The following is a 25,823-nucleotide window of genomic DNA, read 5'->3' as shown; positions in this document are numbered from 1 at the left end:
GGTCAGTCCACAGTGGTCAGTCCACATTTGCGCAAAACGTCCATTTGCGGGGGGACAGGAGCGCTGTCTGGGCTGCGGGACAACAGCTTCCGCCGTCTGTCCCCCGAGGGCACCGCACCAACCTTGGCGGCTGGGCGCCCTTACCCCGCTTGGGAAGGAGCCCACCCCAGGGCGGGCCCCAGCTTGCCGGCGATGTCGGTCAGGATCTGGACGTAGTCCCCGTGGTCGAAGCTGAACGGCAGTGCAAACGCCACTTCGTCCACCTCCTGGAAGCCGGCGTGGGCGTACAGTTGCTCCGTGATTTCCTCGCTGGTGCCGATCAGGTCCCGGGCGAACATCATGCCCCTTGGCCCCTGCGGAGCAGCAGTGCGGGGGGTGCGTTCGTTCACGTATTGCTGGTACTTCTCCCGCTGCGCCGCAGTCGCCGAGTCGGTGGGGATCACCACCAGACCCTGCGAAACCCGTGCCCCGGAATATCCAGCGGCGGCAGCCGCGTCACGGAAGGCGCGGATCTGCGACTGCTGGACGAGGGCGAAGTCCGGTTCCTGGTCCTTGTCCGGAAAGATCACGCTGCTGGAGAGCAGATTGAAGCCGTGGGCGCCGGCCCAGACGGCCGATTTAGTGCTTCCGGCCCCGTACCAGAGGCGGTCCCGGAGACCGGGCGAGTGGGGCTCGACCCGGTTGGAGAATTCCTCCACCACGCCTTGCTTGCCGGAGAATTCCCTGACCTTTTCCCCGGCGATCAGGCGGCCAAGCCGTTCCACGCGGGCGTAGCTGAAGTCTTCACGCTCTGCTGTGTCCGGGTACAGCTCATGCTTCACGGTGTCATAGTTCATCGGTTCGCCCACGCTTACCCCCGGGTTGATCCGTCCCCCGGCCAGCAGGTCCACAGTGGCCAGGTCCTCGGCCAGCCGAAGCGGGTTTTCCCAGCCCAACGGGGTCACGGCCGTACCAAGCTCGATCCGGGAGGTGCGCTGGCTGGCGGCAGCCATGACCGCAACCGGTGAGGAGATTCCGAACTGGAGGTGCCGGTGGCGCAGCCAGGCGCTGTCGAAGCCCAGCCGCTCGCCGAGTCCGATGATCTGCAGCGTGGATTCATGGCCGGCGGCAGGATCTGCCGGATCGAACAAGCCGATGGTGAGGAATCCAAGCTTGCGAAGGGGGAGTGCGGGATGGGGCATGGCTTCCTCCGGCAGGGCGGGATGTGCAACAAGGCGTGGCTCGTCCCCAGAATAGGCGCAGCCATGTGCGGGTGCCCGGGGACATGTCGCAATATGTCACCGCCGCCCGCGTTTGCCAGAAGCGCCCGCAACCGGTCCGCCCTACAGCAGCGGATGGTCCCTGTTGGTCGGATCCCCCGCACGGGTGGTTGCGCGTTCCACGATGTCATGTGCAATGGCGTAGACCTTGCGGTTCGTGTCCTGGCTCAGCTGGTTTATGAGCGCATAGGCCTTGTCCGCATCAATGCCCGTGCGTCCCATCAGTACGCCCTTGGCTTGCTCAATGACCGCCCGGTTGAGGGCCGACGCGGCCACCGCCTCCGTGGCGAGTTGGTGCCGGTCGGTGTGGATCGACTCGGTGAGGTCCACCACCACACCCCAGACGCCGATCGGGGTGTCACCGTCGAGGATGTGGTCCGCCGAGAAAAGCATCTTGTGCTGGCGGTCCTTGCGGTCCCGGATGGACACGTAGATGGATGAGGGGCCGCCGACGCTCGATACGTGGTCCCAATAGGCCTGGACTCTTGGCCGGTCTTCAGGCTCGAGGTGCGGAAAGACCATTTCCATGGACGGGACCACGTCGCCCCGTTCAAAGCCGTACATACGGTACAGGCTGTCCGACCAGTGGAAAACGCCCTCGTCGAAGTAGTACTCCACGAGCCCGGTGGGGCAGTCGAGGAAATCTTCGCGCGCTATGTTGCCAGAGGCGGGTCTGGAAAATTCGTTGCTGGGTGTCACTACGGGGCCATTCGACGTGCTGTGTCCTGCCTTCCCCTGGCCCGGACGGGAAAAGAACAGGATATAGCAGCCGTGGCGCCTTTCGAAGCGACGAAGCGGTGCCAGGCTGGCCCACTTTTAGGACCCTTACGACGGCGGGACCCGGGTTTCCGGGGTAATGCAGCTTAAAGCCGGGCCAGATTGGCAATTGCCTGCCGGACCACAGCCAGGCCCAGGTCCCCCAGGCCCTGCGCCACCAGCTGCGCGTCGAGGTCAACGCCGGCGGAAGCCAATGGCGCGGCGGCTCCGGCGTTGCCCGCCGCTTCCAGCACAAAGGACAGGTCCTTGTGCATGAACTTCGCCGGCCCGGTGGGGGTGTAGCCCTTCGCCGCAAGCTCGGCGGCCCCGCCGCGCGCCGTCCGTGCCTCCGCTGACCGGTGCGTCCAGCACCGAGGCGTTCCCGTCGCTTGCGTCGGCCACGGCGCGGCCAAACGCCCGGACCGCCACGGGTGAGACGCTGCTCATTACCACCAGCAGTGTTCCCGGCGCGGGGGGCGCGGTCCGCCAGGCTTCGAGGAGTCCCGCCGCTGCTTCCTCGATGAACGGAAGATCGGGGAGCATGAAGATGATGACGGGTTCCTCACGCAACTCCGCGACGTGTTCGACGCCGGTCCCACCGAGCTGCTCAAGGTCCCGGACGGCGGCGGGGGAGCGGTTCCATCCCCTGACCTGCCAGCCTTCCTTGAGCAGGTTCGCCGCCATCGGAGCGCCCATGAGCCCGAGCCCCTACGAACCCGACGCGCCGGGTGGTACCCGCCGTGGCTGTGGAGGGACCGGCGTCGTTGGTCACCTGGCGTCCTCAACGACCACCAGGTCGCGGCCGTTCGTTTCCGGAGTGAAGAACGTGGTGACGAACGAGATCGCCGCCAGGACCAGCGAGTAGAGCGCGGGTACCAGCCAGGAATGGTTGGTGGCTGCCAGCAGCGCGACGCCGATCATTGGGGCGAAGCCTCCGGCGAGCACCGCGGAGAGCTCACGGCTCAGGGCCACTCCGGTGAAGCGGTGCTGGGAGCCGAACAGTTCCGGGAGCAGGGCGCACTGGGGGCCGAGCATGGACTGCACGCCGAGGGCGATGCCTACCACCATGACCGCCCAGACGAGGGCGACGTTGCCGAGCGTGACCAGGTAGAAGGCGGGCAGGGCGATGACGGCCTGGAAGAGCGCGCCGTAGCGGTAGACGGGAACCCGGCCGTAGCGGTCGGACAGGGCGCCGAAGGCGACCACCAGCACCGCTGCGAAGCCTGCGGCAATCAGCAGGCCGGTGGGGCCGATGAACTTGTCACCCGGAAAAACGCCGGCCGGCATGCTGATGAAGGACACCAGCAGCGCGGAGTAGATGGACGAGTTGCCGTTTTCCCCCATGCGGAGGCCAATGCCGACCAGCACGTTCTTCTTGGAGTGTTTCCAGATCTGGCCTACCGGGTTCTTGACCACGGCCTTGTGCTTCTCCAGTTCCTGGAAGACCGGGGTCTCCTTGAGCCGGAGCCGAATGAAGATGGCAATGATGATCAGGATGATGCTGGCCAGGAACGGAACGCGCCACAGCCAGCCCTGCAGGAGCTGCTTGTCCGCCAGGGCCATCAGGGCGAAAGTCCCTGCACCGAGGAGGGTGCCCAGCTGGATGCCAACGAACGGCAGCGAGGCAAAGAAACCACGACGGCGGCGCGGGGCTACCTCGGAGATGAGGGTGGTGGCGCCTGCCTGCTCGGCGCCGGCGCCCAGGCCCTGCAGGATGCGCAGCGTCACCAGGAGTACCGCTCCCAGCATTCCTGCCTGGTCGAAGGTGGGCAGGAGACCGATGGCGCAGCTGGACAGGCCCATCAGGCCGATGGTCAGGATCAGCACCATCTTGCGGCCGAAGCGGTCCCCGATATGGCCGAATACCACGCCGCCGAAGGGACGCGCCGCGAACCCGACGCCGTAGGTGGCGAAGGAGGCTATGACGGCTCCGCTCTCGCCGAGCGGCGCGAAGAACAGCGGGCCGAAGATGAGGGCCGAGGCAAGGCCGTAAATGTAGAAGTCGTAGTACTCCAGGGCGGATCCCACGGAGCTGGCAAGTGTTGCCCTTCGCAGCTGGTCCGGATCGACGACGGCGCCGTCCGTGGTGGCCTGCGGTGAGTTAGTACGAGTTGTCACGAGAACTCCCTCTAATGCGCTCCAGGCCCCCGTTGGCCTGGTGGCATAGTGACAACACCGTTTGTGTCGATCACTATGCTGAACACAATACAGCAAGCTGAACGACTGGCAATAGTTTTAGGTTTTGAATAACAAAATGCCGGCGGCGCGGTGTTCGCCTATCCCATGGGGTTGCCCAGCGAATGGGCCAGCTCCTGCAGTTCCTTGACCATCTGGGCGCCCTGCTCCGGGGTGTAGGTCGCCTTGAGGGCCGTCACGGAGAGGCCCAGGCTGGGGCCGTGGGCTCCGCGGGTGGGAACGGAGACGGCGAGGCACACCACGCCGGTGGTGGACTCCTCATCCTCGAAGGCAAAGCCCTGTTCGCGGATTTCCCTCAGCTGGGTCTTCAGCTCAGCGCCCGTCCGCAGGGACTTGGGCGTGAGGACCGGCAGTTCGGCGTCGTCCGGGAACATTTCCTCGATGTCGTGCCAGTTGAGCCGGGCTACCAGCGCCTTACCCACCGCGCACAGGGATACCGGCATCTTGTCACCGATGTTGGAGGTGAGGCGGACTGCGGGATGGCCCTCGTACCGGGCGAGGTAAATGACGTTGGCGCCGTCCAGCATGGCGATCCGGACGGTCTCGCGGGAAAGGACCGAGGCCTGTTCGCAGTACCGGTAAAACTCCTGGACCTCATCCATCCGGCCAAGATAGGCGGCGCCCAGTTCCACCAGCTTGCGGCCCAGGGTGAACTCGGCACCCTGCCTGCTGATCAGGCGGGCCTCCTCCAGGGCCAGCAGGAGGTTGGAGGTGGATGACTTGGGGATCCCCACTTCGCGCGAGAGGTCGCTCAGTGTCAGGCGGCCGGTGGCAGAGGCGGCAAGGGCGTCCAGTACCGCAGCTGCCCGCGTGACTGCCGGCGCAGGCGACGCGGCTCCCGGCTTTTCGGGTGAAGCGGGGGCATGGGAATCGGCCATGATTCTCCTTAGGTCGCCGGGCGGACTTCGCTGATCGTTCAGTCAACTGAACGCAATCCATCATAAGTGCCCCGGCGGCCTCGGCTGCTCGCCGTCAGGCCACCATGCTGCTCAAGGTGCCAACGCCCTCCACCACGACGTCCACGCGGTCCCCGGGTTCGATGGCGACCCCTGTGGCGGGCGCTCCGGTCATCACCACGTCGCCCGGTTCAAGGGTCAGCCACTCGGTGACGTAGATAAGGCAGTCCACCACGGTGGAGGGCAGGTTGAACGTCCCGGAGGTGGCCTTGGCCCTCCCGTTGACGTAGACGTCGATGGCCAGCTGGCCGGGATCCGCAAGTCCGGTTTCAATCCAGGGGCCCAAGGGTGTGTAGTTGACCCCTGCCTTGCCTTGGAAGTTCCGCTCATCCACCAGGTTCTGGTCCACGTTGGTGACATCGTTGACGCAGGTGTAGCCCAGGACGTGGTCCAGCGCGTTCTCTGCGGTCAGGTTTGCTGATGTCCTGCCGATGACGACGGCGAGCTCACCCTCCGCGTTCACCGTTCCCTGGTCCCGGACCGCGCCGATGGCATCACCGGGGCCGGCCACGGTGTGGACCGACTTGTGCCACGCCTGGATGGGCAGGGGGTGGTTGTTCAGCGTCCGGTTGTGGCCAATGCCGATCACTACTTTGGGTTCTACCGGGGCAAGGAATATGGCCTCGCTGTCCGCGGTGGTGCCACCGGTGTACTGAAAGGGCTCCTCAAAGGGGTCAACAACGTGGTGCCACATGCCGTCCCGCTCCACTGCATGCCGGGCACCCTCCGCGGTCCTGATTCTGGCGATGCGCATCGCTTTTCCGCCCCGTCCTAGTAGAAGTGGACCGTGTCCACGAGGTGGGGGAGGTCCCCGCCGTCGAGGAAGGTGCGGAGATTGCTGCAGAACCGCTCGGTGATCAGGCGGTTTTCCGCGGCGCTGAGGGCCGAGGTGTGAGGTGAAACCATGACCCGGGGGTGGTTCCACAGGGGGCTGTCCTGCGGCAGCGGCTCGATGGCAAAGACGTCCAGGCAGGCGTAGCCCACCTGGCCGTTGTCCAGAGCCTCCAGCAGGGCGTCCTCGTCCACCACGGTTCCGCGGCCCACGTTGACGAAGATGGTTCCCGGCTTCATGGCGGCAAACATCCCGCGGTTGAACAGCTTTTCCGTGTAGGCGGTGCCCGGCAGCGTATTGACGACGGCGTCTGCCGTGGCCAGTAGGGCCGGCAGCTCCGCGTTGTCCACCACCCGCTCAATGCCGTCGATGGGTCCCACGCTGCGTTTGGTGCCGCTGACCTTCATACCCAGGGCGCTGGCAATCCGGGCCGTTTCCAGTCCGATTTCCCCCAGGCCGCTGACCACCAGGCTGGACCCGTTCACCAGGCGGGTGGGGACGCGTAGGCTGGGCCAGTTCCTGGCGGCCTGGTCCTGGGCCAGCTCTGCGGTCCGTTTGAAGCCGTTCAGGATGCCCATCGCGGCGAATTCCGCGAGGGGCAGGGCGTGCACTCCTGCTGACGTGGTGATTTTGAACTTCTGCAGGATGTCCTGGTCAAGGCCGGACGCCTTCACGGCTCCCCCTGCACCGGCAGCCATGGCGTGGACCCACTGCAGCCTGGCGTTTTCCCGGGCGATGCGGGCCAGGCCTGCAGGGTTTTCGTTGGGGAATCCGTACAGCACTTCGGCGCTGTTGAGCATGGCCCAGTAGCGTTCCTCCTGTTCCTCCGTCCGCTGGAAGGCGGGATCCCCGGCGTGGTCGGCCGGAAAGCGTTCGGGCGGCAGGAGCTCCGGCTGGTGGAGCATGGTAACGGAGGGATCAACGGCACGGATCTGGTCCACAAGCTCGGCTTCGAGCGGGACGGCGATGGCCACGGTCTTGGTGGAAGTCATGCGTACAGCATAGTGGATGGAGTTCGATATAATGAACAGCACTCTTGCTGGCTTTGTGCTCCTTACTTGGCTCCTTATCGAAAGCCGGTGGCTTTTGTCCCTGCGAGGTTGGATACGTCCTTCAGCGTTGCCAGTGCGGCCCCCAAGGGACTGGACCGGCCGCCTTGGACCGTGATGTCGCCGGCTTCGGGGCACCTAAAGACCATCGCCTTTTCCGGGCCGGTGATGGAGGAGAGCGGGTCCGGCGGTGCCGCTGCCTCCAGCCGCACCCTGACCGCCATGGGCTGGTCCAGGGAGGCGCTGGCCACGGCGCGGAGGCGCAGTCCCCGAGCGGCCACGGCCAAAGCCCTGGCAGGCGTGGTGGAGTCGATCGGCTCTGTCTCTACTGCAATCCGGGAGACGTCCCAGTCCCACAGGAGCCCTGCAATGAGGCGCACCTTCGTGGCTGCGTCCTTCCCGGACAGGTCCGCGGAAGGGTCCGCCTCGGCGATGCCGCGCCGCTGCGCATCCAGCACCGCGGCGGACAGTTCAACACCACGGGCAAGTTCATCCAACACAAAGTTGGAGGTTCCGTTCGGACAGGCCCGCATAGCCGTGCAGCCCATGCCCCTCAGTGCTACACGGGCGGTGTCGGCCGTGGGAAGCGCCGCGCCCGTGGCTCCGGAGATGCGGATGCGGCTCCCGCCTTCGTCCGCTGCACGTTCAAGGTCGCGCCAATGGCTGAGGACGTGGCTCTTGGTCGCTGTCACCACGTCGGCGCCGCTCCTCAAGGCAACAATCGCCTCCTGCAACACGCGCGAGTGAGCTTCAGGCGAGGAGGGCAGTGCCTGGACCAGGACGTCAGCCCGGGTAAGGGCCAGCGTCTCTTCGATTGGCCGCAACGGCGCCCAGGAGGAGCGCTCCGGCACGGCGGAGCCGGGAGCAAGGAAGACCTCCGTCTCGTGACCCCGGATGGCGGCAATCTCCAGGAAGGAATCATGCGCCGATACCGCAGCAACAAAGGCCTGCCCCACCGGACCGAAACCGGACAGAACCACCTGCGTGGGTTTCAACAACAAAGCCCTACTTCGCCGTCATCCTGTACCGCTCGATCTGCCGCAGCCGCCGCAGCAGGCTGTCGCGCCGGGGGTGCGGGACGACGTCGGGCGCCTCGGCGGTCAGGTCCACATGGCTTGTGCCGTACTGCCAGAGCAGGAGGTCGTCCAGCAGCCGGTCCGGACCGGGGGAGTAGCGGTGGTCCAGGGCCTTGCGCACTTCAGTAATGCGGTTGGCGTTCAGCAGCCCGGCCAGCTGCATGGTCTGGTTCAGCCCGTGCGCGGCGAGGAGTTCCGCCGCCCAGCCCCAGTCATCGTCCACCTTGCGGTCCACGTGGGGGAGCAGGGTACGCCAGACGTCGCGGATCCGGTTGGGCGTGAGTGGCGCTGCCCCCTCGCCGTCCATGTCCCAGTAGCTGCGGACTTCCTCATACCGCTCGTGCAGGTCCGCGAAGGCCGTCTCCACCGTTTCCAGCATGGCCGCGGTGGCCGTGAACTGCCGGTCAAAGTGCGGCGTCCAGGCGCGCGGATCCTCCGCCTTGAACCGGATGTCATGCTCAATCTCGCTCCACGCGTGGGCAAAAATGGTGCGGATCTGGCACTCGAAAAAGTAGCTGCCGTTGGGCTGAACGTCCGGGTTGAAGACCTGCTGGTACTCCTTGACGGCCTCGTTTTGGATGGTCCGCAGGATCAGGTGCCGGCTGGAGTACCCATAGGTACCGGACTCGATGGACCCGATGTCCTTCTCCCGGTCCCCACGGCAGTCGAAAACCTGGCGCTGCCGCTTGATGATGTTGGCCACCACGGCGTTTTCCGCCGGCAGTTTGGTGATGACGCGGATGCCCACCATGTCATTGAGGGTGCGGAACGGGTCCGGGAACTTCAGGAGCCTGCGTCCACCCGGCTCCAGCGGTTCCTCCGTGCGGGAGATCTTTTCCTTGAAGGATTCCACTGTTTTGGTGCGGCCGGTGACGAAGAGCGGCGTCACCTCGCTGTCCTTCAACATGTCCCGCAGGGTCAGCAGGACGTCGCGGGTCACCAGCTTCAGGGCAGGCCGGACGCGCTCATAGATCTCCACGTTGTGCTGCACAGACTCACGCAGCGGCGCGTCCAGGCTTTCCCAGTTACTCGGCATAATCCCAGCTTACGGCCGGGGTGCGACACGGGCCGGGCACGAAGGCCCTAGGTTGCGGCGGCCACGGTGGAGCCGCGTACCACCAGCGAGCTCTCCAGTGTCAGCTCCTCCTGCTCCAGCGCCTGCCCCTCCATCAGCCGGCGCAGCTGCTCTCCGGCCTTCAGCCCCAGCAGCTCCGCGGGCAGGTGGACGCTGGTCAGGCCCGGGCTGCTGGTGGCTGAGTAGGGCAGGTCGTCGAAGCCGGCCACCGCCAGCTCCTCCGGAATGCGGACCCCCTCCACCCGGGCTTCCTGCAGCACACCATAGGCGTGCGTGTCAGTGGCGCAGGCGACGGCGGTCACCCCCTGGCGCTGCCACTCCGGCCAGGCGGCGGCGAAGGCAGCAGCCGCCTCGCCGACGTCGATGGTGGTGGCGGGAATGTGGTTGGGATCCACGGCCATACCCCGCGCCGCGGCCTCCGCCAGGAATGCTTCCCGGCGGATGGTAAAGGTCTCCGTCCCCGTAATGCTGTCCAGGTAGGCCACCCGCCGGTGGCCGGCCCCTGCCAGGTGCGCAGCCAGCTCCCTGGCCCCATGGGCAACGTCAAGGTTGACTGCCGGGGCGACGGATGCCAGGCCCGGCGCATCCAGCAGGACCAGCGGGCCGCCCACTGAAAGGTCGGCCAAGAAGCCTGCGTTGGGGGCGTCCACCAGGAGCCCTGCCGGCCGGAGGGACATCAGCTTCCGCACGTCGTCGGCCTTGGGGAACTCGCCCGACTCGGTGACGGACAGCAGCAGCTGGTAGGTGGGTCCGAGCGATTCCCGCACCCCGCCGATCACCTTGGCGAAGAACGGGTTGGAGATGTCCGGCGCCACCAGGATCACGATGGAGCTCACCCCGCGGGCCAGCGAGCTGCCGATCCCGTCCACCACGTAGCCCAGCTCGGCAATGGCCTCCCGCACGCGGGAAATGTTGTCCTCGGACACCCGGCCCGCCGTCTTGCCGTTGGCCACCAGCGACACCGTGGCCACGGAAACCCCTGCCCGCGCAGCAACCATGGCTGCCGTCACCCGCCGGGGCCGCGCCCGCTGCTGCACCTGTTCCCCGGAATCCATACTCCGATCCTAGCCGCCGCCGGGCAGCCCCAGGCAGGGCAAGGCGTCAAGCGTTTGACGTGGGACAATGCGGGACGGACGTCAAGCGTTTGACGCGGGCAACACAACCCTGCCATGATTCCTCCCGGAATACTCAAAACCCCTGCCCCGGCAGGCCCCAATGACGTGGAGCACCATCGTGGAACCAAATCCCCAAGCGAGCCAGCACCGGACGGGTTCACCAGAACCCCGGAAAATCATCCTGGACTGCGACCCCGGCCACGATGACGCCGTGGCCCTGCTGCTGGCCCATGGCAACCCCAACATCGAACTCCTGGCCGTCACCACGGTGGTGGGCAACCAGACCCTCGAAAAAGTCACCCGCAATGCCCTGGCCGTCGGCACCATCGCCGGCATCACCGGGGTCCCCTTCGCAGCCGGCTGCCCCCGCCCGCTGGTGCGCAGCATCGAAACCGCGCCGGACATCCACGGCGACAGCGGAATGGACGGCCCCGCACTGCCCGAGTCCACCATCGAACTGGACCCCCGCCACGCCGTCGACCTCATCATCGACACCGTCATGGCGCACGAGCCCGGCACTGTCACACTCGTCCCCACCGCCGGCCTCACCAACATCGCCATGGCCGCCCGCAAGGAACCGCGCATCGTGGAACGCGTCAAGGAAGTGGTCCTCATGGGCGGCGGCTACCACGTGGGCAACTGGAGCGCCGTGGCCGAATTCAACATCATCATCGACCCCGAGGCCGCCCACATCGTCTTCAACGAAAAGTGGCCGGTGGTGATGGTGGGCCTGGACCTCACCCACCAGGCGCTGGCCACCCCGGAGGTGGTGGAGAAGATCGCCGCCATCGGCACCGGCCCCGCCAAGTTCGTCACCGAGCTGATGGACTTCTTCGCCCACACCTACAAGGACGCCCAGGGCTTCGACTTCCCGCCCGTCCACGACCCCTGCGCCGTGGCCTACGTGATCGACCCCAGCATCGTCAGCACCCGCAAGGTCCCCGTCAACATCGAGCTGCAGGGCACGCTCACCCTGGGCATGACCGTGGCCGACTTCCGCGCCCCGGCACCCGCGGACTGCCACACCAGCGTGGCCGTGGACCTGGACCACGCACGGTTCTGGAACCTGGTTACCGATGCGCTGGTCCGCATCGGTGAGCCGGGCGCCAATACCAAGGCGGACGACGCCGGGAGTAGCGGAGGCGCGGATGGCACCCAGGGCAGCACGGCCGACGTCGTACGCCCGGAAAGTGCCCGCCTCACCGCCGGAGGGGTCAAGTAGATGGCCACCGCAACCATGGCTGAAACCAAGACCGGCCGCGGCACCATCGCCGCCCTCATGACCGCCCTGCTGGCCGCCTGCGTGGCGTTCCAGCTCAACGCCTCCATGCTCAGCCCCGCCCTGGTGACCATGGGCCAGGAACTCAAGGCGGACCAGGCCCTGATCGGCCTCTCCCAGACCTGGTTCTTCACCGCCGCCGCCCTGTTCTCCCTGTTCCTGCCCCGCCTGAGCGACATCGTGGGCCGCAAGAAGGTCCTGGTGGGCATGATGCTGCTCATGGCCGTGGGCTCCGTCATCGCCGCGCTCGCCCCGGACATCACCTGGCTCTTCGTGGGCCGCATCATCCAGGGCGTCAGCGGACCTACCGTCCCGCTGTGCCTCATCATGCTGCGCTCCGCCGTCAGCAACCCCCGCAAGTACGGCACGCTGATGGGCCTTATTACCGCCGTCAATGGCGGTGTGGCCGGCGTGGACTCCTTCGTGGGCGGTTACTTCGCCGAGCACTACGGCTTCCGCAGCATCTTCTGGCTCATGGTGGTCCTCGCCGCCGCGGCCACAGCCCTCATCGTGTTCCTCGCTTCCGAAAGCAGGCCCGCCGCAGGAACCCGCATGGACTGGCTGGGCGTGTTCTTCATCGTGGTGGCCGTCGGTGCCCTGCTGACCGCCCTGAACGAAGGCTCCAAGCTGGTGGGAGGCTTCAACTCAGGCACGCTGATGCTGGGCCTGGCGCTGGTGGCTGTCTCCGCCGTCGCGTTCCTTGCCTTCTGGCGCACCGAACAGCGCGCCGCGCAGCCCATGGTGGAAACCGTCCACCTGCGCCAGCGTTCCACCTGGGCCCCGCTGCTGACCACCACGCTGACCATGACCGGCATCTTCGCCGTCATCAACGGCATCGTTCCCGCCTACGTCCAGGCTGCCTCGCCGGGGTTCGGTGTCGGCCCCACCGAGATGTCGCTGATCATCCTCACCCCGTACGCCCTGCTCGGCTGGCTGGTGGGTCCGCTCAGCGGCAGGCTGGCCCCGGTCCTCGGCTACACCAAGGTGCTGCGCATCGGGCTCCTGGGCAGCATCGCCGCGCTCGCAGTCATCGCGTTCCTGGGCCTGCACAGCCTGCCGCTGATGATCTTCGGTACGGTCTTGCTGGGCATCATGTACGCCGGTACCGTCAACATCATGCTCAACGGACTCGGCGTTGTCCTCTCGCCCGCCGGCAACCCCGGCTTCCTGCCCGGCATGAACGCCGGCGCGTTCAACCTCGGCGCCGGCCTCAGCTTCCTGATCCTGCCCGCCGTGCTGGTGGCGACGTCGGCCCTCGGCGATGCGGGTGCCTCCTACCTGACCGTCGTCCTCGTGGGCCTGGCGCTGACCGTCGCTGCGTTCGCCGCGTCGCTGCTGATCCCCAAGCCGGTTGAGGCGGAGGTGGCCGCATGAGCAGCGCGGGCGTTGGGCACCCAGGCCGGATCGTCGTCGTCGGCTCCCTCAACGCCGACCTCACCATTTACTGCGACCGCCTGCCGAAGCCCGGCGAGACGGTGCACGGAAACGGGTTCGCTGTGAACCCGGGCGGCAAGAGTGCCAACCAGGCAGTCGCCGCGGCACGCCTGGGCGGGCACGTCAGCCTGGTGGGTGCCGTGGGGGAGGACGCCAACGGCAACATGCTCGAGGCCTCCGTCGCCGGGGCAGGCGTGGACGTCAGCCATGTGCGCACTTCCAGGGAGCCCACCGGCGTTGCCGTGATCGCCGTGGATGCCCGCGGCGAAAACAACATCATCATCTCCGCCGGCGCCAACGGGACGCTGTCACCCGCCGACGTGACCCGCGCTGCGGACGTCCTGGAGGGGGCCGACGTCGTCAGCCTCTGCCTGGAGGTCAGCATGGAGACGGTGCTGGCGGCCGCGCAGGCAGGGCACGACGCCGGCGCACAGGTCCTGCTGAACCTGTCGCCCTACGCGGAGATCCCGTCAGCCCTGGCCGGTTTGGCAGACGTCCTGCTGGTGAACGCCCACGAGGCCGCGCTGTTCCTGGGATCGGACGTGCCCGGTGCCGGTGCCCCCGCTGCGGAGTGGGATGCGGTGTGCTCCCGGTTCGCCGGCCGCGGGATCCGGCAGGTTTTGGTGACCCTGGGGTCGAAGGGCTCCGTGGTGCTGGACGCGGGTGCACCTGCCGGCGCCCGCGTCACCTTTGTCCAGCCCACCGAGGTGCGTGCCGTGGACACCACCGGTGCCGGAGACGCCTTCACCGGGGCGCTTGCCGTCCGGCTGGCAGCGGGCGATGCGCTCGCGGATGCCGCTGCGTTCGCCTCCGTTGCGGCGGCCATGGCGACCACGCGCAAGGGGACGCAGGCGGCCTACCCGGAAGCGGCCGACGTCGAACGCCGCCTCAGCGCCTCCTAACCCCATCCACTGCACCGTACCGGCACAAAACCCCATCGATTGCTCCGTACTTGTCGTTATCGGGCGCGAAAACGACAAGTACTCAGCAGTCGACGGGGTCAGCGCAGCGCGTCCAGGGTAACTCCGGTGTGTTCCGCGAGTTGCGCCAGGAGGGCGTCCTGGAACTGGGAGTCGTGGGCTGCCGGATGCGGCGTCTGCCGGCGCTGGTGGTACCAGTAGCCGCCGCTGGCCAGCGCCGCCGGATCATCGCTGGTGGCCAGCCACTCCTGCGTGCGGTGGCCCAGTTCCAGGCTGTCCGGCGCTGACCGCCCGCCCATCCGCGTGGGGACCCAGCCAGGGTCCACGGCGTTGCTGGTGACGTCAGGAAACAGCCGGGCCACCGCTGCGGAGAGCGCGGTGACGTGCAGCTTGGTGGTGGAGTAGGAGGCCGTCGTCGTGCGTCCGGTCCAATCCAGGGCGTCCAGTCCGGTGTCGCCGCCCCGGTGCATCCCGCTGCTGAGGTAGACCAGCCGGCGCGGACCGGGGATGAGTGCGGTCAGCAGGTACGGGGCGACGACATTGACCGGCAGCAGTGCAGGGCCGTTCAGCACGCCTGCGTTGTGGATGACGGCGCTGATACCGCCGATTCCGTTCGCCTGGTCCGCTAGCTGCCGGACCTCCTCCAGGTTGGCAAGGTCGCCGACGACGCACTGCGCACCGCGGTCCAGGAGGTGCTGGACCGCGGGGAGCCGGCGGGAGGACCGGGCGTGCACGATCACCTCGTGGCCGGCCTGCACCAGCGAGGCCGCTGCCGCCCGGCCCAGCCCGTCAGTGGATCCGGTGATCAAGACGCGTGCCATGCGCAGACCTGCTTTCGCTTCTGGATGTCCTGCCTGCTACCGCCGGGGGTTGCCGGATGCCGTGCGGACTGCTTCTTCTGAAAACACCTGGTCCACAGCTCCCGGGGCGAAAATCTTCCGCATCACAAGGGTAGCGAGCCCCGAACAGGCAGCAACGTCTTCCTGGTGCCCGGTTTCCACCACCAGGCCTTCGCCGATCCGGTCCACCACATCGGCGAGGACGCGCTCTCCCACCTGCTGTGCGAAAAAGTCCATGGATCCCACTTCCCCTCCCAGGACCAGCCGGTCAGGGTTGAGCGTTGTGACCGTGGCGGCCAGGGCGCTGCCCAGCGCTTCCGCCGCCGATTCCAGGGCCCCGAGCACCGCAGGATCACCCGCCCCCGCAGCGGCGCGGATGGCTGCCATGTTCTTGAAGCCCCGTGCGCTGAGCTTCTCACTGAGTGCCCTGCCTGAACTGTAGGCCGCGAGGCAGCCGCGGCGGCCGCACCGGCACAGCGGACCGTCCGGAGTCATCCGGATGTGTCCGATGTCCCCCGCCGCGCCGTGGGCACCCCGGAGGATGGAACCCTCCACCACGATGCCGCAGCCAATGCCGGTGCCCACTTTCACGTAGACCACGGTCTCGGCATCGCTCCTGCGCTCGCCCAGGCCGGCTGCCCTGGCATCGTTCTCGACGACGAGGGGCAGGTCCCAAGAGGCGTTGACCGCTGCTACTACGGAGTCCGCTGCCCAGCCGGGGAGGGTCGTGGGGTGCCGGACGTGCCCCGTACCCGCCTCCACGGGAGCCGGGAGGCTGACACCTATACCGAGCAGCGTCTCATTCTTCCCCTGGGCCAACAGCGCCTGCCCTTCCTGGATCAACGGGCCCAGGACGGACTCGGCGGGGTCGCTGACATCCAGGGTTTTCGTGAAGGAGCGCAGCTGCCTGCCCACGGTATCGGCGATGCTTACTGTGCCGTGGGTCTGGCCGAGGGTGATCGCCAGGACCACCCTGCCCCTGTCTTCGAAGCGGATCTTCCGTGACGGACGCCCGCCGGTGGAACCCAGCGGCTCCGCCTCGTAGATGTAGCCACGCCGGGTGAGCGTGTCCAGCCGTTCATACAGGGTGGCCCGTGACATGCCGGTGGTGGACAGGAGCTGCTGCCGGGACAGTCCGTCCGCGGCGCGGATAAGTTCCAGCAGGTGCCCGTGCGACGTCGCCCCAACCAGTCCCGCAGGCACTCTTTCAACCGTCACTCCGGCCCCCTTTCCCGGTTCCCCAGCCTACTTCGCCTTGTTGTTCCCCTCATACGACCCCACCCATTCCAGGGCCGCAGCCGCGGTCCATGCCTGGGCGAGGCTTCCGAGGGGTTCTCCCGTGAACGGCTCGTAGTACTCGCCGAACTGCAGGTCCGAAAGCTGTTCAAGGGAGGCCGACCTCAGTATCTCGAAGAGCGCTGCCTCACCATCGCGGGCGCAGGCCCAGCCAAGGAGCAGGTTGAGGAAGGGCCACACGGGGCCGCGCCAGTAGGTCCGGGGCCGGAAGGCATCGCTGGCAGGGGATGTGGAAGGTGGCAGCGGGAAGCGCAGGCCCGGGAAGCCCATCCACCGCGGTCCGCGCAGGAGTTCCCGCTGGGCTGCCAGAAGGGCGGGGTCGCCGCCTGCCACGAGGGGCGCGAAACCGGAAACCGTCTCAGTGCCAATCCATTCCCGGGCCAGCACGTCGTAGTCCCGCGCCAGCCCGGTCTCCGGGTCCACCGTCGAGGCGACACCTGCGCGGAACCGGGCCGCCATGGCCCGGAGCTCGCCGGCCTCGTGTTCCCGGCCGAGCTCATCGCCAAGGCCTGCAAGGACATCGCTGGACGCAGCCAGGATTGCGGAGAAGAAGACGTCGCGGACGCGGAAATCGACGACGTCCTGCACGGCGGCGTCATCGAACCCGACCTCGGCCATCTGCTGAACCAGCCACAGGTACTTGGTGTACTCGTCGTCGTCGGGCCGTTCACTGGCGTCTGCCACGTGCAGGACATCCCTGCGGGTGAATGCCGGCACGGGTCCCGGAACGATCCGTGAGTAGGGGCCGTCCCACCGGGGTGAGTTGTCGAAACCCGATTCCCAGCCGTGGTGGATTTCAACGAGCCCAACGCCGTCGGGGTCGCGGACTGCCGCCAGCCACCGGTGCCATGCCAGCCACCCGTCAAAGGACTCCGCCAGGAACGACTCGGCCACCTCCTGGTCTTCGCCGCCGTTTTCCCGCCCGCGGTCAACGATGTGGCGCAGTGCGATGGCGTGGACGGGAGGCTGGCAGATGCCGCTGCTGCGGATACCTTCGGGCAGCGCCGCCGCACTTTCCGTGCCCCACCGGTCGAAGCCCGGGAAGTATCCGGTGTCGTTGTCGCTGAACACGATGTGCGGAATCATGCCCGTGGACCACTGCGCTTTGAGGAGGCTGCGGAGTTCCGTGACGGCCCGGGGGACGCTGGTGCGGGCAAGCCCGATGGCAACGAAGGCCGCGTCCCAGCTCCACATGTGGGGGTACAGGTTCGGGGCGGCGCTGGTCATGGTGCCCAGGTCGTTGACCTTGAGGACTTCAACAGCGGCTGAGCGCAGTTCTTCCATGGACAGGGAGCGGGTCGGGTTCATGAGGCCTCCAGTGCCATTGACGTTTCGCGGTCGTAGACGCGCATGGTGTTCGGTGCGAAGCCCAGCCAGACAGTCCGGTGGGGTGCCGTTTTGAAGGTGGGCGGCGCCTGCACCTTGAGGGGGTGTCCGTCCACCTCAACGGTGAGCAGGGTGGTGGAGCCCATCGGTTCCACCACCAGGACAGTGGCGGCCACATCGCCGGAAGAGCGGGTGCTGTTGACTGCCACGTTTTCGGCACGGACCCCAAGGAGGACGTCCTTGCCTGCGAAGGAACGCAGGATGGAAGGGGCCATGAGCTGCTGTTCACCCAGGACCAGCGTGCCGCCGTCGTGGCTGACTGCGGCGTCCAGGAAGTTCATCGGCGGGGAACCGATGAAGCCGCCCACGAACCGGTCCGCGGGGGCGTCATAGACGTCCAGCGGGTCACCCAGCTGCGCGATCCGGCCCTTGCGCATCACGGCCACCTGGTCTCCCAGGGAAAGCGCCTCGCTTTGGTCGTGCGTGACGTAGACCGTGGTGGTCCCAAGGTCCTGGACGATTTTCTTCAGTTCCGAGCGGAAGGTCAGGCGGAGCAGGGCGTCGAGGTTGGACAGCGGCTCGTCCATGAGCAGTACATCGGCGTCCATGACGATGGCCCTCGCCACGGCAACCCTCTGCCGCTGGCCGCCGGAGAGGTTGGCCGGGAGCCGGTCCAGGTACGGGCCCAGCTGGAGAAGATCGGCCGCCCACTGCACCTTGCGTTCAATTTCATCCGCCGGCACCTTGGCCATCTTCAGCCCGAATCCGATGTTGTAGCGGACCTTCCGGTGGGGGAAGACGGCGTAGGACTGGAACACCATGGAGAGGTTGCGCTTATTGGGCGGCAGGTAGGTGACGTCGCGGCCGCCGATGGAGATCGAACCTGAGTCGGGCAGTTCGAGCCCGGCGATCATCCTCAGCAGTGTGGTCTTTCCGCAACCGGAAGGTCCGAGGAGGACGGTGAACTCACCGTCACGGATGGACAGGGACACGTCATCCGTCGCGCGTTCTGATCCGCCGGGATAGGTTTTGACGAGGTTGGAGATCTGGATGTCAGCCACGATGGGCTCCTTCGAAAGAGTGGGTGGTGGGCCTGGAGGGCCTAGCGGATGGTTGAGCCCCACATGTTGGTGAGGTAGCGGCGCATCAGGGCAATGAAGATGATGGACGGGATGACCAGGGCAAAGCCCCCGGCGAACCTGTACGCGAGCGGTGAGTCTGACAGCGAGCTGAGGACCTGCGCGGGAAGGGTGCGGTGGTCGAGGGTGAGGATGGATGCGCCCAGCACTTCGTTCCAGGACATGACGAAGGTGAAGATCGACGCCGCGGCGAGGCCCGGCAGTGCCATGGGCAGCACCACCCTGCCGAACGCCCCGAGCGGTGAGCAGCCGAACAGCCGGGCAGCTTCCTCGACGTCGATGGGGACGCTGAGGAAGACGCTGGCAGAGATCAGGATGGTGGTGGGCACCGCCAGCGCGGTGTGGAGCAGGATGACGGCGTACGTCGTGTCATAGATGTCCACCGTCAGGAAGAGCCTGGCCAGGGGAACGGACAGCACCACGATGGGGAGGGCCCGGGTGAAGAGCAGGAACAGCTGGTACGGGTCCTTGCCGGGGAAGGTGAACCGGGCCAGTGCGTACCCCGCGGGAACGCCGATCAGCGCTGACAGCAGGAGGGTCCCGGCGCCAACAATCAGCGAGTTGCCGAGTGCTCCGAAGATGCCGGTGGAGCCGAGGAAGGCGTTGAGCGTTTCGACCGAGAAATGGGTGGGGAGGAGCGACAACGGGAACTCGTTGAGCGATTCACGGCTGGATAGCGCCGCAAGCGAGATCAGGTAGATGGGGATCAGCATGAAGAGCGAGACGGCGATGCACGCCGCCTGCAGCAGGATCCGGTTCCGCTTTCGACGCCCAATGGGCGTGGTGTCCACAGTGGTGCTCATCGGAGCCCTCCCTGGTTCTTGTCGCGGAGAGCCCGCAGGTAGAAGATCGACGTCAGCATGGACACGACGAGGATGACGAGTGCCAGTGCCGCAGCGACGTTGGGGTTCTGCAGCCCGGTGTACCAGCGGTAGGTTTCACCCACCACAAGGGGAAAGTTCTGGCCAGTCAGTGCCTGGGCCACCGCGAAGGTCTGGAAGGCAAGGATGGTCCGGAGGATCAGCGCCACCTGGAGGCTGGGCTTGAGCAGCGGCAGCGTCACGTGCTGGAGGCGCTGCCAGAAGGTGGCGCCGAATACCTGGGCAGCCTCGTCATAGTCCTTGGGGATGCCCTGCAGTCCTGCCACCACGATGATCAGCACCAGGGACGTGGCGCGCCAGAGCTCGGCGATGAGGACGCAGATGAACATGCTGGTCTGGTTGTCGTAGGCCAGCCAGGAGGTGCCCTGCAGGCCGAACCAGGACAGGACAGAGTTGAGGTAGCCGCGGTCGTTGAAGATCGCGAGCCATACCAGGCCGGCCGCCAGGTCGCTCAGTGCCAGGGGGATGGCCCAGACGAAGAAGTGGACCTTGTGCAGCCGCGGGTTGCTGCGCAGCATCAGGGCCATGGCGATGGCAAGGGCGAACTGCAGCGGAATCATCACCACGATCAGCAACAGGGTGTTGCGGACCGCTGGCCAGAAGTAGGGGTCCTGGACCATGCGGGTGACGAATTCGAGGGTGAAACCCTGGTCGTCCCTGAAGGCCTGCAGTACTCCCTGGACGACGGGCCATCCCAGGAGCAGTGCCATGAAGATTACCGAGGGCGCTATCAACAGGACGGCGGGAGGTATTTTCCGCCGCCGCGGTGGTGCCGCTGTTGCGGCGGGGGTGGGGGGTGCCTCTACAGCCATTACGCTACCTCGCACGTGGTGGAGATCGGATCGGGGGCCCAGCAGGGAATGTTCAGGCCCTTCAGGATGGTGTTGAGCTGTGTGGCCTGCGTATCCAGGACCTGCTGGACGGGCCGGGTTTCCAGGCAGATCTGCTGGAAGCAGTTCTTGAAAATTTGGGACACTTCGCCTTCTTTGGCGCCCAGCCCTACCGGCGGGAGAGCCAGGAGGGCCCCGGCGGAGCGCTGCTGGCGGCGCACTGCGGCGGCTTCGAGCGCGATGGCCCCCGTCAAGTCTGAGGGAAGCTCGGTTTGGACCACGGGGAAGAAGGCGTTGCTGCGCAGGGTTTCGATCTGCGCGGCCGGTTCGGTCAGGGCGCGAATGGCCTTCTCTGCGAGGTCACGGTCCTTGCCGTTTTTGGGCAGCGCCATCCCGGCGATGATCAGCATGTACCCGCGTCCCTTGGGCCCGCGCGGTGCGGGGACCATGAGCCAGTCGTCCGGTTTGTCGGCGGGGGCATTGACCAGGCGGGCCACATGGTCCCAGGCCACCAGCACCTCGCCCCGGGCCAGGGGCTCCTGCATGTAGTCATAGTTGGTGGACGCCGGGGCCATCACGGACCACAGTTCCTGCATGTAGTCCCAGGCGCCCACCGCATCCTGGCTTCGGAACGTGGTGATTTGCCCGCCGGTGAAGCTGGGCAGCAGGAAACCCTGGTAGAAGCGGTGGTGCAGGCCCTTCGGGCCGGCCGGCATTCCGAAGACGGGGCGGCCCGCTCCCTGTTTGGCGGACTTGGCCCACGCGAGGTAGCCCTCATACGTCAGGTCGTTGACGTCCACGCCCGCGGGGAGCCACTCCAGGGCCTTTTTGTTGACGGCCACCACGTAGGTTGCCTGCATCCAGGGGACGTAGCGGGAGGTGGAACCGCCCACCTTGGTCAGGTCGAGCATTTCCTTGGTGAATCCGCGCCCGGACAGATCCCTGAGGAGGCCATCGACGTCTTCGAGGGAGCCGGCCAGCGGGGCCAGTTCGCCGTGAAGTCCACCCAGGAGGGAGGTCTTCACGTTGCCGGCGCCCGCCTGCGAGGTCACCGTGGAGGCGAAAACACCGGGGTCCACCGAGTTGTAGGCGGTGGGGACTTTCGCGAATTTCCTGAGGACCGCTTCGTAGCGTTGTTTTTCCTCCACTGGGGTGAACTGCGTGGAAAGGAACCCGACGGTGCCCTGACCTGCTGATGCGCCGCTGGTATCAAACCCCGCACAGGATGCGAGAAAAGGGGCTGACATGGCGGTTCCCAGCCCCGCCAGGAGGAGGTTTCTTCGGGAAACAGCCCCGTGGCGGGGCCGTGATTTCGGGTCGTTCATTGACTGCTCCCATCGGATGTGCGCCACTGCACAAACTTTCGTTTAAGCATTAGACATAAGTCCGTGGGTGTCAACCCTTGGCGGGGGAGAAGTGGCCGCGGGCATGAAAGAGCCCGGCGCCGTGACGGCACCGGGCTCTACCTTCGGGTCTTTATCAGCCGGCCTCCGTCGGGGCGGCGCGGTCATCGATGGCGGCGGTCAGTTCGTCGATGCGGTCCATGGCGCCGCCCAGTTTTTCGACGGCGGCCCAGAGGTCCGGCTGTTGTGTCCGGACCTGCTCCAGGGTGGCGCCGGCGGACCGGAGCGATCCCAGGTCGAAGCTGACGTTGGTGCGTGCGCCCGCCACGGCAGCGCGGAGGGCGCCGAACGCTACGACAATGTCGGCCACCAGCGCGCGGTTGCCGTTGGTGGCCAGCCAGGCGAGGTCGTCAATGGCCCCGATGGCCCGGTCGCCCAGGACCGCTGAGGAGGCCGCGGCCTCCAGCGATGCACGCCGGATGGCCTGGTCGCGCCCGTCGCCGGGCTCCAGCCGGAAAGCTGCACCAAACGCCTTGGAGGCGGAGGCGTCCTCATCAGCCAGGTGCAGGGCCTCGCGGCGCAACTGCTGCGCCCGCGCGCGTATCTTTGCCGGCTCGCCGCCGTCGTCCCCGCTGTAGCCGGCCACCATGGACGTGAGGGACGCCGCCACGGCCAGCATGACCCCCGTCCCCGCTCCGCCGCCCGGCGAACCTGTGGACTCTGCCAGTGCCCGCGTCCATTCCTCGACCGTTGACCCCTGGGTGGTTACTTCAGCCTTATCCATGGGGAAACCGTGCCCACCAGCGAGGGGGCCTAAACGCACGGTCATGGCACGCCCCGCGCAGACTGGCCCAGCTTTCAATGGCGGGACCCCGAAAACCCGGGGCTCCCGCCGCTTGCCGGTCTCAAAACCGGGCCAGCCTAACCCCCGCCGCCCCTGTAGTCTCTGCACATGGTGCACCGGCATAGGTATCAGTACGGTCCGGACCCCAGCCAGTGGGGCGAACTGTTCCTGCCGGAGCTGCCTGCCGGCGGGAAACACCAGGGCGTGGTGGTGGTGATTCACGGTGGTTACTGGCGCTCCAGGTACGGAGCCGAACTGGGTGAACCGCTGGCCAGGGACTTGGCGGAACACGGCATGGCGGCGTGGAACCTTGAGTACCGGCGCGCGGGCAACGGCGGGGGGTGGCCCGGTACGTTCCAGGATGTTCTGGCCGGGATCGACCGGCTCGCCGGGCTCGCAGAACCCCACGCACTGGATCTGGGCAAAGTAGTGGCACTGGGCCATTCGGCCGGCGGCCACCTGGCGGTGTGGGCCGCTGGCCGGGACCGGCTGGCCGGGCTGGGGCCGGCGGAGGGTGGCCTGCTGCAAAGCCGTGGCGACGGTGTCCGCCTCACCGGCGTGGTGAGCCAGTCCGGTGTGCTGAACCTGGCCGAAGCTGAACGGCTGAACCTCAGTGACGGCGCCGTGAGCAACCTGCTGGGCGGCCCGTCGTCGGAATTTGCCGGGCGCCACCGCATGGCTGATCCCATGGCCGCGCTCCCACTGGACGTACCCGTCCTCGCCGTCCACGCGAGGGAGGATGTGGACGTGCCGCTGAGCATGTCCACCACGTACGTGGACGCGAGCCGTTCCGGACCCATGCCGGCGGAGCTGGTCATGGTGCGGGGCGACCACTTCTCCCTGATCGATGTGGGCGCCGAGGCCTATCTGACGTGCCGGGAACGGGCGCGGCGCCTGCTCGGCTGACACGAACTGCTGACGCTGCCCTCTTTCTGGCAGAGTATGACCATGCTCACAGTGATCGGCGAAGGCCTTGTTGACGTTGTCCAGCGTGCTTCTGGAATCCAGGCCCACGTGGGCGGCAGTCCGCTCAACGTTGCGGTGGGGCTGGCCCGGCTGGACCACCCGGTGCAGTTCGTTGGGCGCTACGGCCGGGACGCCTACGGTGACTCCGTAGCCGCCCACCTGCGCTCCAGTTCAGTTATGCTGCCGCTGCCCCCGGATGAGTTGCCCACCAGCGTGGCCACGGCATTGATTGACGACGACGGCGCGGCCACCTATACGTTCGACCTCGCCTGGGAGCTCCCGGGCCTGGCGGACCGCCTTGGCTTCATGCTGCAGGGCACCACGCTGCTCCACACCGGGTCCATTGCCACGATGCTGGAGCCCGGCGCGGCCGAGGTGCTGGCCGCCGTCGAACATGCCCACCCCTCCGCCACCATCAGCTTTGATCCCAACTGCCGGCCCAGCATCATCACGGACGTGGATTATGCCCGGCAGCAGGCGGAGAAATTCGTGGTGCTCTCCGATGTGGTTAAGGCATCCGACGAGGACCTCGCCTGGCTGTATCCCGGGCAGGACGTGCTGGATTCGGCACGCAAGTGGCTCGCGCTCGGTGGGGACGAGGGGCCGGCAATGGTGGTGGTCACCCGTGGCGCAGAGGGCCCTTGGGGTGTGTGCCGGGCCGGCGAAGCTTCCGTGCCTGCGCCCAAAGTTGACGTCGCAGACACCGTGGGGGCGGGCGATTCGTTCATGGCGGCGTTGCTGTCCGGCCTGGTGGACCGGGAGCTGGACGGTGCCCAGAACCGGCAGGACCTGCGGGAACTGCCGGTTGAAGGGCTGGCCGAACTGCTGGAGCACGCCGCCCGGGCTGCCGCCGTGACCGTGTCCCGGCCCGGCGCCAACCCCCCAACCCGGACCGAGCTGCATGAGGCTGCGAAGGAGGCCTAAGCCTTCATCGATTGCTCCGTACCTGCCGTTTTGCGGACCCAAAAGGACAACTACGGGGCCCCGCCGGCGAGGGCCCCGGCCTGAGCTTGCGAAGGTTGGGAGCCTGTCGGGAGCAATCGACGGGTGTAGGGGCTATTCCTTGCCGAGCCCGGCGGCGGATGTCTTCCCGTTCGAGACGCTGTTGAGGGCCCGCAGGTCGAAAATGCCCTTGATATCGGCCTGCTTGGTGGTCCCTGCCGTGACTCCGTCCGTGAGGAGCTTTTGGTAGGTTCCGGCGAGCGGGTCCACGGTGAACACGATGTTCTTCAGGGAGCGGTCAATGACGTCCGGTTTCAGCTCCGCGCCGGCGGCCTCCTTGAGGGCTGTGTTGATCACGGTGGCCTTCTCGGAGCCTGATGCCTTGTCCAGCCACTCGACCGCCTTCACGTGCCCCTTCAGCAATGCCTTGACGGTGTCCGGGTGGTCGGCGGCGAACTTCTGGTTCACGATCAGGACGGTGGTGGGGAACTCGCCCGGTTTGCCGGACAGCGAGCCGTCCCACAGGTCCTTCTCATCCACCAGCACCTTCGCGCCGGCGTTCAACACCAGGCGGGACGCCCAAGGCTCGGGCAGCCACGCGCCGTCGAGCTTTCCATCCTGAAACAGCTTCAGGGTCTGCGCGTTCTCGGTGGGGTTGATGGCAACGTCGCCGCTGCCGTCCACGTTCGTCTTGTACCCCTGCGAGGACAGCCACGCGCGGAGGGCAACGTCCTGGGTGCCCCCCAGCTGCGGCGAGGCAAGGGTCTTGCCCTTTAAGTCCGCGGCCGAGGTGATCTCCGGTTTGACCACCAACTGCGCGCCGCCCGCCGCAGCGCCGGCGATGATGTTGATGGATTGGCCCTGGCTCTTCACGAACGAGTTGATGGCCGGGTTGGGGCCGATGTAGGTGGCATCGATGGCCCCGGCATTCAGCGCTTCGATGGCGGCCGGACCGGCATTGAAGACCTGGGTGCTGAGCTTGGTGCTGCCGAGCTCGCCGGCGATGAAGCCCTTGCTGACGCCCACCAGGGCCGGAGCATGCGTGACGTTGCCGAAGTAGCCGAGCTTCAGCTCGGCGGCAGGAGTACCGGGCTGGGCGGCGTCCTGGCCTGCTGCAGGTGTCCCGCTGTTCACGGCGGAGGCGACGGCGGCGCCCCCGCCAATGAGGGCGAGGACGGCTGCCGCAATGCCAATTTTCAGGCCGGCCGAGCGCTTGGGCTTGCCGGACCCGCCGGCGACGATGCGGGTGGAGCTTTGCTGGTTCTGGGAAGTCTTGTCCTGCGGGTTTGCCATGGGGAATCCTTTGCTGGGGCGGATGCTGAGTTGAGGTTACGGAGCGTCGAGCGGCCCCACAATCGCCGGTGTCGCAGGGGTTCACGCGGGGACGCGAAGGCTCAACGTGGCGTTGCGGGGCGTCAAAATTCGTCGCGGGACGTCTTGAATCGGGGCTGCTACGGCGCCGGAATCAGT

Annotated in this window: 24 protein-coding genes; 5 read left to right on the top strand and 19 right to left on the bottom strand. The window is 66.9% G+C overall.

The genetic code is table 11. From position 1 onward, the window contains the following. Positions 1-140: 140 nt before the first annotated feature. From AB0313_RS15845 to AB0313_RS15800, 10 genes are all read right to left on the bottom strand, one after another. Positions 141-1,181, bottom strand: coding sequence for an LLM class flavin-dependent oxidoreductase (locus tag AB0313_RS15845; RefSeq protein WP_366306691.1), 1,041 nt, complete (start codon positions 1,179-1,181; stop codon positions 141-143). Between the two features lie 141 nt (positions 1,182-1,322). After that, entirely contained in the window at positions 1,323-1,958 is a 636-nt protein-coding gene (locus AB0313_RS15840; RefSeq protein WP_141944661.1) for an ANTAR domain-containing protein, read from the bottom strand. A gap of 252 nt (positions 1,959-2,210) precedes the next feature. After that, positions 2,211-2,711 (bottom strand): NAD(P)-binding domain-containing protein, encoded by a 501-nt coding sequence (locus AB0313_RS15835; RefSeq protein ID WP_366306689.1) that lies wholly within the window; start codon positions 2,709-2,711, stop codon positions 2,211-2,213. 72 nt (positions 2,712-2,783) lie between these two features. Then, complete coding sequence (locus AB0313_RS15830) at positions 2,784-4,133, bottom strand: MFS transporter (protein ID WP_141944660.1); 1,350 nt, start codon at positions 4,131-4,133, stop codon at positions 2,784-2,786. 158 nt (positions 4,134-4,291) lie between these two features. After that, positions 4,292-5,089 (bottom strand): IclR family transcriptional regulator, encoded by a 798-nt coding sequence (locus AB0313_RS15825; protein ID WP_366306687.1) that lies wholly within the window; start codon positions 5,087-5,089, stop codon positions 4,292-4,294. A gap of 94 nt (positions 5,090-5,183) precedes the next feature. After that, complete coding sequence (locus AB0313_RS15820; protein ID WP_366306685.1) at positions 5,184-5,921, bottom strand: fumarylacetoacetate hydrolase family protein; 738 nt, start codon at positions 5,919-5,921, stop codon at positions 5,184-5,186. A 17-nt stretch (positions 5,922-5,938) separates the two neighbouring features. Then, positions 5,939-6,991: a D-2-hydroxyacid dehydrogenase gene (locus tag AB0313_RS15815; RefSeq protein WP_366306683.1), complete on the bottom strand. Its 1,053-nt coding sequence runs from the start codon at positions 6,989-6,991 to the stop codon at positions 5,939-5,941. Between the two features lie 74 nt (positions 6,992-7,065). Beyond that, the gene (locus tag AB0313_RS15810) at positions 7,066-8,043 is read right to left on the bottom strand and encodes a hypothetical protein (protein ID WP_307305228.1); all 978 of its coding nucleotides are present in this window, start codon (positions 8,041-8,043) and stop codon (positions 7,066-7,068) included. A 10-nt stretch (positions 8,044-8,053) separates the two neighbouring features. Next, complete coding sequence (locus AB0313_RS15805) at positions 8,054-9,160, bottom strand: RelA/SpoT domain-containing protein (protein ID WP_307305230.1); 1,107 nt, start codon at positions 9,158-9,160, stop codon at positions 8,054-8,056. Positions 9,161-9,207: 47 nt separating this feature from the next. Further along, positions 9,208-10,254, bottom strand: coding sequence for a LacI family DNA-binding transcriptional regulator (locus tag AB0313_RS15800; protein ID WP_366306680.1), 1,047 nt, complete (start codon positions 10,252-10,254; stop codon positions 9,208-9,210). A 160-nt stretch (positions 10,255-10,414) separates the two neighbouring features. Between AB0313_RS15800 and AB0313_RS15795 the strand changes: the two genes are divergently transcribed. From AB0313_RS15795 to AB0313_RS15785, 3 genes are read left to right on the top strand one after another with little or no spacing between them, the layout of a single operon-like run. Next, positions 10,415-11,536 (top strand): nucleoside hydrolase, encoded by a 1,122-nt coding sequence (locus AB0313_RS15795; protein WP_366306678.1) that lies wholly within the window; start codon positions 10,415-10,417, stop codon positions 11,534-11,536. Beyond that, positions 11,537-12,967: an MFS transporter gene (locus AB0313_RS15790; protein WP_366306676.1), complete on the top strand. Its 1,431-nt coding sequence runs from the start codon at positions 11,537-11,539 to the stop codon at positions 12,965-12,967. Next, positions 12,964-13,929 (top strand): ribokinase, encoded by a 966-nt coding sequence (locus tag AB0313_RS15785; RefSeq protein WP_141944645.1) that lies wholly within the window; start codon positions 12,964-12,966, stop codon positions 13,927-13,929. The genes AB0313_RS15790 and AB0313_RS15785 overlap by 4 nt, the downstream gene beginning before the upstream one ends. Before the next feature lie 98 nt (positions 13,930-14,027). Here the strand turns inward: AB0313_RS15785 and AB0313_RS15780 are convergent, their stop codons facing one another. The 8 genes from AB0313_RS15780 to AB0313_RS15745 form a co-directional block, all read right to left on the bottom strand. Next, positions 14,028-14,768, bottom strand: coding sequence for an SDR family NAD(P)-dependent oxidoreductase (locus AB0313_RS15780; RefSeq protein ID WP_366306674.1), 741 nt, complete (start codon positions 14,766-14,768; stop codon positions 14,028-14,030). Positions 14,769-14,804: 36 nt separating this feature from the next. Beyond that, positions 14,805-16,004, bottom strand: a complete 1,200-nt coding sequence (locus tag AB0313_RS15775) for an ROK family transcriptional regulator (protein ID WP_366306672.1) — start codon at positions 16,002-16,004, stop codon at positions 14,805-14,807. A gap of 27 nt (positions 16,005-16,031) precedes the next feature. Continuing rightward, positions 16,032-17,390, bottom strand: coding sequence for a glycogen debranching protein (locus AB0313_RS15770; protein WP_366306670.1), 1,359 nt, complete (start codon positions 17,388-17,390; stop codon positions 16,032-16,034). Further along, the gene (locus AB0313_RS15765) at positions 17,387-18,469 is read right to left on the bottom strand and encodes an ABC transporter ATP-binding protein (protein ID WP_307305254.1); all 1,083 of its coding nucleotides are present in this window, start codon (positions 18,467-18,469) and stop codon (positions 17,387-17,389) included. Before AB0313_RS15765 ends, AB0313_RS15770 begins: the two co-directional genes overlap by 4 nt. Before the next feature lie 41 nt (positions 18,470-18,510). After that, a complete protein-coding gene (locus tag AB0313_RS15760) occupies positions 18,511-19,350 on the bottom strand; it encodes a carbohydrate ABC transporter permease (RefSeq protein WP_366306668.1) in 840 nt (279 codons plus the stop codon). After that, positions 19,347-20,240, bottom strand: coding sequence for a sugar ABC transporter permease (locus tag AB0313_RS15755; RefSeq protein WP_366306666.1), 894 nt, complete (start codon positions 20,238-20,240; stop codon positions 19,347-19,349). The genes AB0313_RS15760 and AB0313_RS15755 overlap by 4 nt, the downstream gene beginning before the upstream one ends. Then, positions 20,240-21,505: an ABC transporter substrate-binding protein gene (locus AB0313_RS15750; protein ID WP_307305261.1), complete on the bottom strand. Its 1,266-nt coding sequence runs from the start codon at positions 21,503-21,505 to the stop codon at positions 20,240-20,242. The genes AB0313_RS15755 and AB0313_RS15750 overlap by 1 nt, the downstream gene beginning before the upstream one ends. A gap of 232 nt (positions 21,506-21,737) precedes the next feature. Further along, positions 21,738-22,385, bottom strand: coding sequence for a cyclodeaminase/cyclohydrolase family protein (locus tag AB0313_RS15745; protein WP_366306663.1), 648 nt, complete (start codon positions 22,383-22,385; stop codon positions 21,738-21,740). A 168-nt stretch (positions 22,386-22,553) separates the two neighbouring features. Between AB0313_RS15745 and AB0313_RS15740 the strand changes: the two genes are divergently transcribed. Both AB0313_RS15740 and AB0313_RS15735 read left to right on the top strand, forming a co-directional pair. After that, positions 22,554-23,351, top strand: a complete 798-nt coding sequence (locus AB0313_RS15740) for an alpha/beta hydrolase (RefSeq protein ID WP_366306661.1) — start codon at positions 22,554-22,556, stop codon at positions 23,349-23,351. Between the two features lie 15 nt (positions 23,352-23,366). Beyond that, a complete protein-coding gene (locus AB0313_RS15735) occupies positions 23,367-24,335 on the top strand; it encodes a carbohydrate kinase (protein ID WP_366306737.1) in 969 nt (322 codons plus the stop codon). A 132-nt stretch (positions 24,336-24,467) separates the two neighbouring features. On the opposite strand, the gene AB0313_RS15730 is transcribed toward AB0313_RS15735, so the two are convergent. Continuing rightward, entirely contained in the window at positions 24,468-25,646 is a 1,179-nt protein-coding gene (locus AB0313_RS15730) for an ABC transporter substrate-binding protein (RefSeq protein ID WP_141944606.1), read from the bottom strand. Positions 25,647-25,823: the final 177 nt, after the last annotated feature.

The sequence above is a fragment of the Pseudarthrobacter sp. NPDC080039 genome (genome assembly GCF_040702335.1).
Lineage (GTDB): Bacteria > Actinomycetota > Actinomycetes > Actinomycetales > Micrococcaceae > Arthrobacter > Arthrobacter enclensis_A.
This window is presented reverse-complemented; position numbering and strand designations above follow the sequence as displayed.